Origin of the sequence: Massilia sp. 9096, assembly GCF_000745265.1 — a bacterium.
Taxonomy (GTDB): Bacteria; Pseudomonadota; Gammaproteobacteria; order Burkholderiales; family Burkholderiaceae_D; genus Telluria.
Genome location: NZ_JQNN01000001.1, coordinates 3460454 through 3472648, shown reverse-complemented (window position 1 = coordinate 3472648; position 12195 = coordinate 3460454). Strand labels below are relative to the sequence as shown.

Below are 12195 nucleotides of genomic sequence, written 5' to 3'. Positions count from 1 at the left end.
ACGCGCGCGTCATGCGCCCGCGCGTGCGAGGCTAGAACGGCGGCGGCTCGTGCGATGGCGGCGGCAAGTCCAGGTCGACCGTGAACGGCGTCAAGCCGCCGCGCGCCAGGGCCGCGAGGGCCGCGAACACGCCGGTCTGGAAGTGCGCGTGCACGCCGCCGCCGGCGTCCACCAGCATCAGCGGCAGCGGCGGCAGGTAGGGGCCGAGGCGGGCGATCAAGGCGTCCCCCGGTCCCGGCCGCACCCACGCCGCATCCACGAAAGCCAGCGCCAGGCGCACGCTGCACAGCTCGGCGACCGCCACCTCGATCTTCATGGCGTTACAGCCGCCCGGTCAGCACCCGGCCCGGCTGGTAGACCACGCGCCCGACGATGCTGCACTGGCCGCTGCGTACGTTGACCGGGCCGAAGTCCGGGTTCATCGATTGCAGGAACCATTCGTTGTTGCGCCGCAGGAGCTGCTTGACGAGGGCTTCGCCATTGAAGTTGACGGCGTAGATCTCGCGGCTGACCGGCTCCTTGTCCGCGGTGTTCACGACCACCACGTCATCCTCGAACATCATCGGTTCCATGCTCTGGCCGCGCACGCGGATCGCCAGCAGCTGGTGCGGCGCCAGCCGGTGCGCCTCGATGACGGCGCGCGGCATGTGCAGCACGCCGCCGTCTTCCAGCTCCGGTTCGGTCTCGAAGCCGGTCACGCCGGCGTGCAGCTTCAGGCTCACGCGCCGGATCGGGATGGTGTCGGGTTCGTCGCCGATGCGCACGCCCCGGGCATCGGTCAGGAAGGGATGGTCGGGGCTGGCCGCGGCGAACGCCGGCGCACCCTTATCGGCCAGGTGCGGCGCCAGCGCCATCGGCGGGGCGCCGGTCTCGAGCCAGGTAGCGGAGCAGCCGATCGCGCTTTGCGCCTTCAGCAAACCCGCTTTCGAGATGCCCCGCGCTTCCCAATTGTTGACCGTTTGCTGCGACTGGTTCAGGGCCCGGGCGATCTCCGCCTGGGTCTTCAAACCCGCCAGCGCTTCGGCTGCCTCGTAGAGGCGTTTCATCTGTTCGTGCATGAGCGGATTGTCCATTTAACTAAACACACAGTGTTACACATCTTGTTGACTTCGATTATAAACATGATGTTTAATAATGCATAGCCCGACTGTTTGTATATTGAGCGAAAACAACAGTATGGGAGCGTCTGCGCGGGCGTGCGGACGTGCATCAACGCCGTGTTTAGAGCACGACATTCATCTGGAGGGAAGATCATGGGCAACCTCAAAGTCATCCTTGAGGGCATTTCGCTGTTGTCGGCGGGCGCCACGGTATTCGGCTGGTTTGCGAGCGCATTGCCGCCGCTGGCCGCTCTGGCATCGATTTTCTGGATTGGATTCCAGTGGTATCACTCTACGCCGATGAAGCAGTGGCGGACGCGTCGCAAAGCCAGGCGTTGAGGGAAGTGGGGCGGCAGGGCAAGGATAATTGCCAAGTTCGTTACAGATGCTTGCAATTGATACCGTTTTACTATTTCTCCATCTAATCGTGCTCACTATGCTGTAATCATGCTTGTTAAAACAATGTGAGGGAGAAAATCATGAAATCGTTCGTCACCCGTTTCACCGCCAGTACCGCTTTTTCCGCCGCCCTGCTGGCGGCCGGCGCCGTGCCGTCGCTGAGCCAGGCCGCGCCGCAACACCATTCCGAAGCCGCCTGCATGAACTGCGGCACGGTCGTGTCGACCCATAACTACGAGCGCGCAGCCGAACGCGGCAGCGGCGTGGGCGCGGTCGGCGGTGCCTTGCTCGGCGGTATCCTGGGCCACCAGGTCGGCAGCGGCCGCGGCCAGACCCTGGCGACCGTGGCCGGCGCCGCGGGCGGCGCGTATGCCGGCAACCACGTCGAGCGCAACATGAAATCGCAGACCTACACCGACGTGCGCGTCAAGATGGCGCGCGGCGGCTACCGTACCTTCACCGAGCAGGGCGCCCCGCGCTTCCGTGGCGGCGAGCGCGTGCGTGTCGCCGAAGGCCGCCTGATCCGCGACTAAGAGTTACGATTCGGCTGCACCCAGCAGCCGCACCCGCTCGACCAGCATGCCGCTGGTGGGCAGGGTCGGCACCCGCCCCAGATCGATCGACAGGTCCTGGGGCGGCACTTCGTATTCGATCTCGGCGGCGAACAGCTTGACTGCCGCCTTGACGATGTCCATCGTGATGAATTCGCCGGGACAGCGGTGGCCCGAATAGTGGTCGCCGCCGCCTTGCGCGATCAAGTCGAAGCCGCTGCTCTGCCAGCGCTCGAAACGCTCCGGGCGGAACACCTCGGGGTCGCCCCAGATGTCCGGGTGGTGGTCGGTCCCGTACAGGTCGAGCAGCACCCACGTCCCTTTTTCCACCTGCATGCCGCGCCATTCGAAGTCGTGCTGGGCGCGTCCGCCCATCACCGGGATGAACGGATAGAAGCGCCGCACCTCCTGCGCGAACATGGTCAGCCACTCGTCGCCGGCGCTCGCGGCGCGCAGCCGGTATTCCGGATGCTGGTGCAGCGCCAGCACGGCAAAGGCGATGTAGCGCGCCACCGCCACGGTCGGGCGCAGGATGTTGATCAGTTCCACCGCCGCGTCCTTGCGGCTGATGAGCTGGCCGTCGGCGTCGCGGTGGCGCGCGATCACGTTCAGGGGGCTGTCGAAGGCCGGCTGGATCCGGCCGGCGCGCACGGCGTCGATCAGCGCGCGCGCCCAGTGTTCAGTGCGGTTTCGGATCAGCAGGGCGCGCCAGTTGCGCGGTCCGGCCGAGCCGGCGGCGTCGATCATCGCGGCAAATTCCGCGGTGCGCTGGCGCACTTCGTCGAGCGCGACCGGCACGCCGGCCCATTGGCAGGTCGCATGGCACAGCACTTCCTGCGCCGCCTTGTGCACGTTGACCGAAGACAGCTCGGGCCAGCGCGCGAAGTGGGCGCGGAACTGGGCCACGATCAGGCCGACCAGGCGCTGGCGCTCGAGCGGCCCGTACAACGACATGAACATCGCCTTTCGCTTGCGGTGCTGCTCGCCGTCCAGCGCCATCACGCTGCCGAAGTCCTGCAGCAGCGCCATGCTGGTGGCGGGCAGGGCATGGCGGCGCGTGAAGCGGCCGGGCTGGTAGAACATGCGCGCCGCGTCCTCGCCGCGCACGCACAGGGCCTGCTGCAGCATGATGCGGGTGCTGAAGGCGTCGGCGCCGAGCTCCTCGCAGCGGCGCGGCACGAAGCGGTAGCCCTCGCGCAGCAGGGACAGCGTGCTGTCGAAGCCGCCGACGCGCGGCAGTACCTTGCGCGCGTCGCAGTGTTGAGTCTGTGCCATTGAATCGCTCCTGCAAAAATCAAAGCCCAGTGTAGCGGCCCGCAGTACCTGAGCGGCGCACGTTCAGTTTGCTCGGCCGCCGCCTCGACGCCTGCTGGCGTCAGTGCGGCACTGGCGCGAACACCGGGTCCGGCGTGTCCTGCCGCGCGCGCGGCAGGAACAGCGTGACGGTCGTGCCCTTGTCCGGCGTGCTGGACAGGCGGATATGGCCGCCGCTCTGCTTGACGAAGCCGTGCGCCATGGACAGGCCCAGGCCGGTGCCCTTGCCCTCGGGCTTGGTGGTGAAGAAGGGCTCGAAGGCGCGCTCCATCACTTCAGGCGGCATGCCGCTGCCGGTGTCGCTCACCGCCACGGTGACGAATTCGCCCGGCCTGACGCCGGTGTCGGCCATGGCGTCGCCCGGCGCCACCGTCAGGTTGGCCAGCGCGATCGTGATCGCGCCGCCGTGCTCCATCGCGTCGCGCGCGTTGATCACCAGGTTGAGCAGCACGTTTTCCAGCTGGTTCGGGTCGACCAGCGCGTTCCACGGCTCGGACGGGATGGCGAAGCGGATCTCGACCGCATCGCCGGCGGCGCGGTGCAGCAGGCTGTCCATGCGCTCGATCATGTCGGTCAGCCGCACCACGCTCGGATGCAGCGGCTGGCGCCGGGCGAAGGCCAGCAGCTGGCCGGTCAGCTTCTTGCCGCGCTCGACCGCATCCATGATGCTGAGCAGGCGCTTGCGGACGCCTTCTTCGTTGCGCAGCATGAGCTGCACGTTGGCGCTGATGATGTGCAGGATGTTGTTGAAGTCGTGCGCCACGCCGCCGGTCATGTGGCCGACCGCTTCCAGCTTTTGCGAGCGCACCAGGGCCGCGCGCGCTTCGTCCAGGCGCTGCTGGCGCTGGCGCTCGCGCTCCTCGGCCTGCTTGCGCGGGCGGATGTCGCGCACGAACGCGGTGATGGCGAAACCCTGCGGCGTATTCTGCGCGGTGATCGCGATCTCGACCGGGATTTCCTCGCCGTGGCGCTCGAGCAGCGTCATCTCGGTCGGCCCGGCCAGCATCTCGCAGCGGCCGCCGTCGGCCAGGCGCAGCAGGCAGGCGCGCAGGTCGTCGCGCTGTGCTTGCGGCAGCAGCAGCTCGAGCGCGTCGCGGCCAAGCGCCTCCTCGTCGCGCCAGCCGAACAGCTTGCAGGCCTGGCGGTTCCAATCGGTGATGCGTCCGGCCGGGTCGACGCCGACGAAGGCGTGGTACGCGTTCTGCAGGATCAGGCGGATGCGCTCGCGTTCGGCGTCGATGCGGTCGCGCGAGACGCGCAGCTCGAGCGTCATGGCATCGGCCAGCTGCAGCGCGCGCCGCCGTTCGGTGGCCAGCAGCCACACCACCAGCGACAGCAGCAGACCCAGGCCGAGGCCGGTCAGCGCGATCGCGAGCGTGTGACGCTTGCCGAGCGTCGACTCGAAACGCGCCGACGAGCGCACCCGCAGCAGCCAGTGGCGTCCGGCGGTGTCGATGGTGGCGTCATACTTGAAATGGTGGCGGCTGCCCGGTGCGCGCACGTTGGACGAGCGGTAGAGCAGGGCGCCTTCCGCGGCGGCGGCGCCGTCGTAGAGTTCGATCTCGAGGTCGCCGGCCTGTTCGCCGCCCAGGCCGCGCATCAGGTTGTCCATGCGGAACGGCGAGTAGACCCAGCCGAGGATGGCGGTGCGGCGCCCCTCGACCGATTCGCGCGGCGCGCCGCTGCGGTAGACCGGCACGTACAGCAAAAAGCCCGAAGGGGCGGCGGCACCCGTGCGCGCGCCTTCCTGCACCAGCGTCACCTTGCCGGTGGCGGCGGCGCGGCCGCTGTCGCGCGCCGCCTCCATCGCCGCGCGCCGCACCGGTTCGCTGAACATGTCGTAGCCGAGCGCGCGCCGGTTGCGCTCGTCGAGCGGCAGGATATGCGTGACCGTGGTCTTCACGTCGTGCGGTCCGGAAGGCGCGATCGCGGCGATGCCGAGCGCCTCGATGCCGGGAAAGCGCTCCTTCAGCCGCAGCAGCGTGAAATAGTCGGCGAAGTCGGCGTTGCTGACCTCGGGCGAGCCGCGCAGGAAGCCGCGCGTGGCCTCCAGCACCTCCTCGTAGACGTTCATGCGGCGCACGATGGCGCTGGAAAAGTCGCGCGCGCGGTAGTCGAAGTCGTCTTCCAGGTCGGTACGCGTGGCGCGGCGCGCGCTCTCGGCCACCGCATAGGTGACGATCAGGACCGCAAGGAAGACCAGCGCGGCCAGGACCAGCGGAATGACGGCCGGACGGTGCTGGGCATGACGATGGCTGGACTGCAATGAATCTGAACGGGGCATAGGCAATACGCGACAAAGGGCGTGACAAGTGGGTCCGTTGCCGGCAAGGGAAACGCGCCGTCGAAGGGGTAGCATACGCATCTATCTGCCGGGCAGGCGCACAAAACGCTACAATGTGAACACTGTGTCCTTCCCGAGCCCGACGGCCCCGATTCCGACCGCGATGCCTTGCCTGCCATGCCTGCGCGCGCATGCGTGGACGTGCGCGCGTACGCACACTTGCATGCCTGCGCGCGGGGGGCGCGCGTGAGCCTTCTGCTGCGCTTCCAATGGGGGCTGGCCGGCAGCCTGCTGCTCGTGCTGCTGTTGGCGGCGCTGGCGCCGCTCGGCGGGGCGACGCGCGAGCGGCCGCTGGAGTTCACGCGCGCTGCGGCGACGAGAGCGCCGTCGGTGCCCGCCGAGCTGCGCCTGACGCTGGGCGTGAGCGACGTCCTGCTGCTGCGTAACCGCGACCGCGCGCCGCACGTGTTCGGCCAGGTGCTGGTCGCGCCCGGCCACGTATTCCGCCTGCCGTTCGAGCAGGCCGGCAGCTACCCCTTCGCCTGCGACGCCGCCCCCGGCGCCCGCATCGTCGTGCACGTGCTGCCCGAACCTGATCCGGGCTGGCCGCGCCTGCGCTGGCGCCTGCAGGCGCTGTTCGAGGACCTGCGCGATCTGCCGCTGCAGGGCCCCGAGGACTAGGCCGCGAAGACGCTCTGACGCGACTTACAGGTCGACGCCGAGCGACACCGATGCCGTGCGCGGCGCGCCCAGGTGGGCGGTCGGGTTGTCCTTGTTGCTGCCGCTGATGTTGGCCGGACCGACCGTCGACCAGTAGCGCTTGCCGGCGACGTTGTCGACCATCGCGCGCAGGATCACGCCCTTGCCCATCCACCGGCTTCGTTGCACGGGCGCCGGCCGATGTGCTGCCAGCCGCCCGAGACGGACAGGCCGTCCAGCATCGGCAGGCGGTAGCCGAGCAGGATGTACGAGCGTACCTCGGGCATGCCGGTGGGGCGATCTCGCCGGTGGCCTGCGCTTCCACGCCGGTGTTGACCTGCTCGCCGGGGACGCGGAAGACGTTTCCAAGTTCGTCGCGGTGCGCCGCAATCGTGCTCCATGCGGCGCCTCGAACTGTCATGATGCCGCCATGGCTACGCTCACCTTACCGCTGTTCCCTCTCAGCACGGTGCTGTTTCCGGACGGCGTACTGCCGCTGCAGATCTTCGAGGTGCGCTACCTCGACATGATCAGCCACTGCCTGACGGAAGACACGCCGTTCGGCGTCGTGCTGCTGACGCATGGCCAGGAAGTGCGCACGCCCACCGGCGCCGAGCGCTTCGTCGGCTCGGGCACGCTGGCTTCGGTGCAGGACACGACGGCATCGACGCCGGGCCTGCTGCAGGTGGTGTGCCGTGGCGGCTCGCGCTTCCAGGTGCTGGGCAGCGAGTGCCGCTCGAACGGCTTGTGGATGGCCGAGGTCGAGCTGCAGGAAGACGACCACGAGGTGCGCATCCCGTCCGACCTGAAGGGCGCGGCCGACGCCCTCGACCGCGTGCTGGCCTCGCTGCACGACGTGCCGCAGAGCCGCTGGCCGGTGCAGCCGCCGTTCCGCCTCGACGATTGCGGCTGGGTCGCCAACCGCTGGTGCGAACTGCTGCCCCTGCCCAACCAGCAAAAGCAGCACATGCTCATGCTGGACAATCCGGTGATCCGTCTCGAGCTGCTGCATGACGTGCTCGACGAGCACGGGCTGATCACCTCCTGATTCTTACACCGTGATGCTGATGCCGGCGCTGCTGCTGTCGGCGGCGCTCGCGTCCATGCCGTTTGCGTTCATGCCGTTTGCGCCGCCGTTGCCGCTGTTGTCGGCGTAGGCGCGCAGCAGGTGCAGCGCGTGGGCGATCTCGCGCTGCTGCTGGGCAGGATCGGTGCCGTTGGCGGCGTCGGTGGCGCTGGTGGCGGACGTGCCGCCGGTGGTACCGGAGACGCCGCTGCTTGCGCTCGTGCTGCCATTGGCGCCGCTGCTGCTGCTGGCGTCCAGGCTGCTGGTCAGCGAGCCTTCGTAAGCGGCCAGTTCTTCCGCGCTGACCACGCCGTCGCCATTGGTGTCGGCAGCCAGGTCGCTACTGGTGCTGCTGGTGCTGCTGGTGCTGCTGGTGCTGCCGGTGCTGCTGGTGCTGCCGGTGCTGCCGGTGCCGGCGCTGCTGCCGGCCGCGCCGGCGCCGCCTGCAGCGCCGCTGGGCGGAGGACCGTCGGCGCCGCCGCCGCCGTGGGGACCGTGCGCATGGCCGGCGCCGCGCGCACCGCTGGCTGCTCCGGCGGCTGCCAGCATGTCGCTGCCGTCGCCGCTGGTGTCGGATGCGTCGGTGCTGCTGCCGTCGGCGGCGCCGGCCGTGGCGCCGGTCACGCCGGCTGCGGCGAGGGCGCTGGCCATGTCGCTGGCGCTGCCCGTGGCGTCGGCGCTGTCGCTGCTGTCCGTGCTTTGTGCATGATGATAATGGTGCGCGTGCTGGGTGCCGCCGGTACTGCCGCTGGCGTCGGCACTGTCGCTGCTGCCGTCCTCGCCCGGCGGCGGACCGTTGGGCGCCCCGCCGGGCGCCATGCCGCCGCTCACGCGCGCGGCGTCGAACTGCGCGTTGAGCTGGTCGGACAGCTTGTTCATCGCATCGGTCAGCTCGCTCTTGGTGATCTTGCCGTCGCCATCGCCGTCGAGCGCACTGAAAGCGTCGTCCGCGCTCGTGGCGTCGCCCGCGCTCTTGCCGCCGGTGGCGCTGCCGGTGCTCGAAAGGGCGCTGGCGAATTCGCTCTGGTCGATATAGCCCTGGTTCTTGGTGTCGAGCTTGGAAAAGACCGAGTCGGTCCAGTTCGATGCGCTGCCGCCTGTGACGCTTGTTACCATGATCTGCCCTCGCGTTGATTTACTGCATCAATTATCGGCCCGCTGCGGGGCCGGAAGAGGGCGCCCGGATGTAAAGCCGGGTAAAGGAATGTAAAGGGAAAGGCGGAGACTACCGATGAAAATATGGCAATCCAGGGCCGAAAAACGAGGATTTCATATACAGGGGGTAGGATTTGAGGTAACCTTGAGCGCGATGTCAATCTCTACGTCCGTGCAGCGCTTCACGGTGCTGACCACGCAGCCAAGCCGCCCGCCTTGCCAAGTGCACCGCCGGCGCGTCCCGTCACTTTCCGCGTTGGGCCCTGCCAGGCACGAGCCCGGCCGTAGAGCGCAACGAATTAACGCCGAAAGAAAACATGTCTGAAACATCGACCACCATTGATGCTGGCGACGCACCGACCGTGCGTTTCGCCGATTTCGGCCTGGCGCCTGAGATCCAGCGCGCGCTGTCGGACCAGGGTTACGTCCACCCGACCCCGATCCAGGCCAATGCCATTCCCGTTGTGCTGCAGGGCCGCGATGTCATGGGCGCCGCCCAGACCGGTACCGGCAAGACCGCGAGCTTCTCGCTGCCGATCATCCAGAACCTGCTGCCGCACGCGAACACCAGCATGTCGCCGGCCCGTCACGCGGTGCGCGCGCTGGTGCTGACGCCGACGCGCGAGCTGGCGATCCAGGTCGCCGACAACGTCAAGGCCTACGCCCAGCATACCCCGCTGCGTTCGACCGTCGTCTTCGGCGGCATGGACATGAAGCCGCAGACCGAACTCCTGCGCAAAGGCGTCGAGATCGTGATCGCGACGCCGGGCCGCCTGCTCGACCACGTGGAGCAGAAGAACATCAGCCTGGGCCAGGTCCAGATGCTGGTGATGGACGAAGCCGACCGCATGCTCGACATGGGCTTCCTGCCCGACCTGCAGCGCATCATCAACCTGCTGCCCAAGAAGCGCCAGAACCTGATGTTCTCGGCCACCTTCTCGCCCGAGATCAAGAAGCTGGCCGCCAGCTTCCTGAACGACCCCCTGACCATCGAAGTCGCGCGCAGCAACGCCACCAACACCTCGATCACCCAGGTGCTGTACAAGGTCGACGAAGAGCAGAAGCGCGAGGTCGTGCTGCACCTGATCCGCGCGCGCGACCTGAAGCAGGTGCTGGTGTTCTCGAACACCAAGATCGGCGCTTCGCGCCTGGCGCGCTTTCTGGAGCAGGCCGGCGTCAAGGCCTCGGCGATCCACGGCGACAAGACCCAGCAGGAGCGCATCGCCGCGCTCGACGCCTTCAAGAACGGCGACATCGACGTGCTGGTCGCGACCGACGTCGCCGCGCGCGGCCTCGACATCACCGACCTGCCGTGCGTGATCAACTACGACCTGCCGTACAACGCCGAGGACTACGTGCACCGCATCGGCCGCACCGGCCGCGCCGGCGCCACCGGCGACGCGCTCTCGGTCTACTCGGACAAGGACGAGCGCCTGCTGGCCGACATCGAGAAGCTGATCAAGCAGACCATCACGCGTGGCGAACTGACCGGCTTCGCGCCGGCGCGCGCGGGTGGCGGCCATCGCGCTGAACGCGGTGCGGAACGCGGCGGCGAACGCGGCGAACGTCCGCCGCGCGGCGAGCGTCCGGAGCGCGACAACGAACGCTATGGCGATCGCCGCCCCGGCCGCAGCGAAGAGCGCGGCGGCGAGCGCGGTCCGCGCTTTGCCGGCCCGCGCCGCGAGAAGATCGATCCGTGGTTCCTCAAGCCCTACGAGCCGGCCAACGCGCCGCGCAAGGAGCAGCAGGCCGCGTCGCCGGCCGGCTCGTCCAAGCCGAAGCCCAAGCTGGCGGCGCTGCTGGGCGGCTTGCCCAAGCCGTAACAAGGCGGATAGTGCATCGACCCGACGCCCCGGCCCGTGCCGGGGCGTCGTCGTTTACCGAAGCCGTTTCTACGCCGTCTTGCCCAGCGCCGCCTTGACCCGTTCCAGCAAGTCCTCGTGCTTGTACGGCTTGGCCAGGATGTCCAGGCCCTTGCTGCGCTCGCGCTCGGGCAGCTCGTCCATGTAGCCGGTGGTGACCAGCACCGGCATCGCCGGATGCTGCTGGCGTACCTTGTCCACCAGTTCCAGGCCGTTCATCCCGCCCGGCATGATCACGTCGGTGAACAGCAGGTCGACTTTCTCGCCCCGTTCCAGCAGCGCCAGCGCCTGCTCGCCGCTGGCGGCCGATTGCACCGCATAGCCGGACATTTCCAGCACGCTCTCGGCCAGTTCGCGCACGTCGTCGTTGTCCTCGACCACCAGCACGCACGGCTTGGCGCTGGCCAGCTTGGCGGAGGTATTGTCGATGATGCCCGGCGTTTGCGCCGACGCCGGATCGAGTTCGACGCTGTTGCCGGCGATCGGGAAGATCATGCGCACGATCGTGCCTTCGCCCGGCTTGCTCTCGATCTCGAGGCGGCCCTGCGACTGCTGCACGAAGCCATGCACCATCGCCAGGCCCAGGCCGGTACCCGGGCCCTTGGTGGTGAAGAACGGCTCGGTCGCGCGGCGCAGCACGTCGGGTGGCATGCCGATGCCCTTGTCGATCACGCACAGGGTGATGTAGGTGCCGGGCGCCAGGTTGTGGGCGCGCGTGCGGTCCTCGCCGCGCACGATCGCGGTGCCGACCGTGACCTCGCCGCCGTCGGGCATGGCGTCGCGCGCGTTGATCAGGACGTTCAGCAGCGCCATCTCGAGGTGGGTCGGGTCAAGATTGCACAGCGGCAGGCCAGGGCGCAGGTCCAGGCGCAGGTCGATCTTGTCGCCGAGCGTACGCACCAGCATCTCGGAAAACTCGACCACCAGGTTGTTGACATTGATGCGCTTCGGTTCGAGGCGCTGCTTGCGCGCGAAGGTCAGCAGCTGCTGGGTGAGCTTGCCCGCGCGCATGGCCGCGCGCTGCGCGCGCTCGATCGCCGTGCGCGCGACGGCCGGGTTGTCGAGGCTGACGGTGGCCACTTCCAGGTTGCCGTTGATGACCTGCAGCAGGTTGTTGAAGTCGTGCGCCATGCCGGCGGTGAGCTGGCCGATCGCCTCCATCTTCTGCGCCTGCAGGTAGGCTTCCTGCGACACGCGGCGCTCGGTGACGTCCATCTGCGAGGCGAAGTGGTACAGCAACTGGCCGTCCTGGTCGAAGATCGGTCCGGTGAACAGCGCGTTCCAGAACTGGGTGCCGTCCTTCTTGTAGTTCAGGATGTCGACCGCGACCGCGCGCTCTTCCTGCAGCGCATGGCGGATCTCGGCGACGGTGGCGCGGTCGGTTTGCGGACCCTGCAGGAAGCGGCAGTTGCGCCCGATGACTTCTTCCTTGGTATAGCCGGTCAGGTCGAAGAAAGCGCCGTTGGCGAACACGATCGGGTCGTCGTCCTGGCGCGGATCGGTGACGACCATCGGCATGCGCGTCATCTCGACCGCGGCAAAGAAGATGTTGCCGCGGTCTTCCAGCCCGTCGCGCTCGATGTAGCTGGCCTGCCAGTGCTTGACGCCGGGGTTGCCGAGCGGCGAATAGGCATTGCCTTCGACCTCGCCCGAGGCCGGCACGCCCACGGACTGGCCGCCGCCCTGCGTCTCGAGATCCTTTTGGAGGCCTTCTTCTTTTTCGCTGCCAGTTGCCATTGCTTCAGCTCCTCGGTCGATTCTTTAT

At 68.1% G+C, this 12195-nt stretch carries 13 protein-coding genes; 5 read left to right on the top strand and 8 right to left on the bottom strand.

Features of this window, described 5'->3' with window-relative positions; all coding sequences use genetic code 11:
• Window positions 1-31: 31 nt before the first annotated feature.
• Together FA90_RS14850 and FA90_RS25080 are read right to left on the bottom strand one after the other, a co-directional pair.
• Window positions 32-316, bottom strand: coding sequence for a hypothetical protein (locus tag FA90_RS14850; RefSeq protein WP_036169929.1), 285 nt, complete (start codon window positions 314-316; stop codon window positions 32-34).
• Between the two features lie 4 nt (window positions 317-320).
• Window positions 321-1046 carry a LexA family transcriptional regulator gene (locus FA90_RS25080; protein WP_156116718.1) on the bottom strand — a complete coding sequence of 242 codons (726 nt, stop codon included), beginning with the start codon at window positions 1044-1046 and terminating at the stop codon, window positions 321-323.
• 207 nt (window positions 1047-1253) lie between these two features.
• Here FA90_RS25080 and FA90_RS14835 point away from each other — a divergent pair, with 207 nt between their 5' ends.
• Both FA90_RS14835 and FA90_RS14830 read left to right on the top strand, forming a co-directional pair.
• Window positions 1254-1439 carry a hypothetical protein gene (locus FA90_RS14835; RefSeq protein ID WP_036169927.1) on the top strand — a complete coding sequence of 62 codons (186 nt, stop codon included), beginning with the start codon at window positions 1254-1256 and terminating at the stop codon, window positions 1437-1439.
• Window positions 1440-1579: 140 nt separating this feature from the next.
• Window positions 1580-2032: a glycine zipper 2TM domain-containing protein gene (locus FA90_RS14830; RefSeq protein WP_051971818.1), complete on the top strand. Its 453-nt coding sequence runs from the start codon at window positions 1580-1582 to the stop codon at window positions 2030-2032.
• Between the two features lie 3 nt (window positions 2033-2035).
• On the opposite strand, the gene FA90_RS14825 is transcribed toward FA90_RS14830, so the two are convergent.
• Together FA90_RS14825 and FA90_RS25075 are read right to left on the bottom strand one after the other, a co-directional pair.
• Window positions 2036-3325, bottom strand: coding sequence for a cytochrome P450 (locus tag FA90_RS14825; RefSeq protein WP_051971817.1), 1290 nt, complete (start codon window positions 3323-3325; stop codon window positions 2036-2038).
• Window positions 3326-3425: 100 nt separating this feature from the next.
• Window positions 3426-5630: a CHASE domain-containing protein gene (locus FA90_RS25075; protein WP_051971816.1), complete on the bottom strand. Its 2205-nt coding sequence runs from the start codon at window positions 5628-5630 to the stop codon at window positions 3426-3428.
• A 264-nt stretch (window positions 5631-5894) separates the two neighbouring features.
• Here FA90_RS25075 and FA90_RS14815 point away from each other — a divergent pair, with 264 nt between their 5' ends.
• Window positions 5895-6329, top strand: a complete 435-nt coding sequence (locus FA90_RS14815) for a hypothetical protein (protein WP_036169926.1) — start codon at window positions 5895-5897, stop codon at window positions 6327-6329.
• A gap of 24 nt (window positions 6330-6353) precedes the next feature.
• Here FA90_RS14815 and FA90_RS26510 read toward each other — a convergent pair whose 3' ends face one another.
• Together FA90_RS26510 and FA90_RS27535 are read right to left on the bottom strand one after the other, a co-directional pair.
• Window positions 6354-6536, bottom strand: coding sequence for a hypothetical protein (locus FA90_RS26510; protein WP_239700752.1), 183 nt, complete (start codon window positions 6534-6536; stop codon window positions 6354-6356).
• Window positions 6503-6634: a hypothetical protein gene (locus FA90_RS27535; protein ID WP_275041319.1), complete on the bottom strand. Its 132-nt coding sequence runs from the start codon at window positions 6632-6634 to the stop codon at window positions 6503-6505. The genes FA90_RS26510 and FA90_RS27535 overlap by 34 nt, the downstream gene beginning before the upstream one ends.
• A gap of 143 nt (window positions 6635-6777) precedes the next feature.
• Here FA90_RS27535 and FA90_RS14810 point away from each other — a divergent pair, with 143 nt between their 5' ends.
• A complete protein-coding gene (locus tag FA90_RS14810; RefSeq protein ID WP_036169924.1) occupies window positions 6778-7395 on the top strand; it encodes an LON peptidase substrate-binding domain-containing protein in 618 nt (205 codons plus the stop codon).
• Window positions 7396-7398: 3 nt separating this feature from the next.
• Here FA90_RS14810 and FA90_RS14805 read toward each other — a convergent pair whose 3' ends face one another.
• On the bottom strand, window positions 7399-8529 hold the full coding sequence (locus FA90_RS14805; RefSeq protein ID WP_036169923.1) for an EF-hand domain-containing protein: 1131 nt from the start codon (window positions 8527-8529) through the stop codon (window positions 7399-7401).
• Between the two features lie 356 nt (window positions 8530-8885).
• Between FA90_RS14805 and FA90_RS14800 the strand changes: the two genes are divergently transcribed.
• Window positions 8886-10391, top strand: a complete 1506-nt coding sequence (locus FA90_RS14800) for a DEAD/DEAH box helicase (RefSeq protein ID WP_051971815.1) — start codon at window positions 8886-8888, stop codon at window positions 10389-10391.
• 69 nt (window positions 10392-10460) lie between these two features.
• On the opposite strand, the gene FA90_RS14795 is transcribed toward FA90_RS14800, so the two are convergent.
• Window positions 10461-12167 (bottom strand): histidine kinase famiy protein, encoded by a 1707-nt coding sequence (locus FA90_RS14795; RefSeq protein WP_036169913.1) that lies wholly within the window; start codon window positions 12165-12167, stop codon window positions 10461-10463.
• Window positions 12168-12195: the final 28 nt, after the last annotated feature.

Coding starts and splice junctions, on each gene's coding strand:
- FA90_RS14850 (WP_036169929.1), bottom strand. CDS start 316: ATGAAGATCGAGGTGGCGGTCGCCGAGCTGTGCAGCGTGCGCCTGGCG.
- FA90_RS25080 (WP_156116718.1), bottom strand. CDS start 1,046: ATGAAACGCCTCTACGAGGCAGCCGAAGCGCTGGCGGGTTTGAAGACC.
- FA90_RS14835 (WP_036169927.1), top strand. CDS start 1,254: ATGGGCAACCTCAAAGTCATCCTTGAGGGCATTTCGCTGTTGTCGGCG.
- FA90_RS14830 (WP_051971818.1), top strand. CDS start 1,580: ATGAAATCGTTCGTCACCCGTTTCACCGCCAGTACCGCTTTTTCCGCC.
- FA90_RS14825 (WP_051971817.1), bottom strand. CDS start 3,325: ATGGCACAGACTCAACACTGCGACGCGCGCAAGGTACTGCCGCGCGTC.
- FA90_RS27535 (WP_275041319.1), bottom strand. CDS start 6,634: ATGCCCGAGGTACGCTCGTACATCCTGCTCGGCTACCGCCTGCCGATG.
- FA90_RS14810 (WP_036169924.1), top strand. CDS start 6,778: ATGGCTACGCTCACCTTACCGCTGTTCCCTCTCAGCACGGTGCTGTTT.
- FA90_RS14805 (WP_036169923.1), bottom strand. CDS start 8,529: ATGGTAACAAGCGTCACAGGCGGCAGCGCATCGAACTGGACCGACTCG.
- FA90_RS14800 (WP_051971815.1), top strand. CDS start 8,886: ATGTCTGAAACATCGACCACCATTGATGCTGGCGACGCACCGACCGTG.
- FA90_RS14795 (WP_036169913.1), bottom strand. CDS start 12,167: ATGGCAACTGGCAGCGAAAAAGAAGAAGGCCTCCAAAAGGATCTCGAG.